The following is a 1,373-nucleotide window of genomic DNA, read 5'->3' as shown; positions in this document are numbered from 1 at the left end:
CAATTTGTAAGTCTTGAAGAAGTAGGAGTGTCATCACCTAAAAATAAAAATACTACATCAGATAGAATACATGGTAATTCGTTATTAAGTACTAATCCTAATCATGTATATGTAATAGTTGATCAAGATACTGGAAAATTGATAAAAGTAGGAATTAGTGGACAACCATTAAATTCCGATGGGTCATCACCACGAGCTAATTCTCAACTACCAACAATCTCTAAAAAATACAATATTAAAGCACGTGCAGTTGTTATTAAACAGAATTTAAGTAGAAAAGAGGCTTTAAATCTTGAACAAAAAATAACTGATAGACATGGGTCTAGAAATAAAGGAGAACAACCTTCGGATGAACATAAATTACCTAAAGCAGATGTTAGGACACCAGAAGAATATTATTATAAATACAGAGAAAGGAATAATCGTCATGATCCTAATAATAAAAAAAAGAATAATTAGAACTATTTGTAAATTAAAAAGCGAAAAATTTTTTTGTCATGTCTTAAAATATAAATGTATGTAAAGAAGATAATAATCTTTATAAGGAGGAATATTGTGTTATTAAGAGATATTGTATTCAAAGGATGGCATGAATATGAAAAAGCAAATAATTTGTTTCCAATTAGATGGAAGGCGCATCATATAACTGAGTTGTTTTTAGAATTATGTCCCAGAATGGAATTAGATGGAAGTACTAATTTAAATATTTCCCATCCAAAGAAAAAACGAAATCATGAAAAAAAATATGTTAGAGATGACTATTTTAATGTTACAACATATTATCTTGAAGAAGAACAAATGAAAGCATTAGAGCTTTTAACACTAGAAGAAGCAGAAGAGTACATTGTAGAACTCCTGGAAGAAGTTTTAATTGATATTGTAAATAGATATGATAAAAATGAGGAAAAAATTCGTATCATAAAAGATACAATTAAGAAAATGAGAGAAAAGAATTTTTCATTGGAAAAGAAAATAAAGAAATTAACGAAGGTTACAAAGGATAGAAAATATAAAGCAGAAGTTTTTAGATGTTTAAATAAAAAAGTAGGAGAGGCATGGTATGTAAAAATTAGTAGTTTAGGGAAGAATAAGATTAGTAAGATTAAGTGGATAACTGATAAGCCATGTTATTTAAATAGAACAGGTAAATTTAGAAAATCTAAGTGGGAAGGGACAAAATTTATTATAACAAATAGATTAGGAGAAGAAGTTATAGGTATTGATATTAATAATTTAGAATTAGATTTAGAAGATGAAACTAATGATACTTATGATAAAAATAAGATTGACAAAGAGAAAATAGAGAGAAGAATGAAACTAAAAGAAAAAGTTGACCTTACAAAAGCTAAACATCAAATGGAAGAAATAAAAGC

General features: G+C 26.9%; 2 protein-coding genes. Both read left to right on the top strand.

The annotated features are described in order from the left end of the window. Window positions 1–459: hypothetical protein (locus tag OM90_RS11770; RefSeq protein WP_330381871.1), on the top strand; the 459-nt coding region annotated here is incomplete at its 5' end. 96 nt (window positions 460–555) lie between these two features. Then, window positions 556–1,373 (top strand): hypothetical protein (locus tag OM90_RS11765; RefSeq protein ID WP_058487059.1); only part of this gene is annotated, 818 nt, incomplete at its 3' end.

This window comes from Defluviitalea phaphyphila, from assembly GCF_001466305.1.
Lineage (GTDB): Bacteria > Bacillota > Clostridia > Lachnospirales > Defluviitaleaceae > Defluviitalea_A > Defluviitalea_A phaphyphila.
Note: the sequence above shows the minus strand (reverse complement) of the source record. Positions and strands in the feature narration are given on the sequence as shown.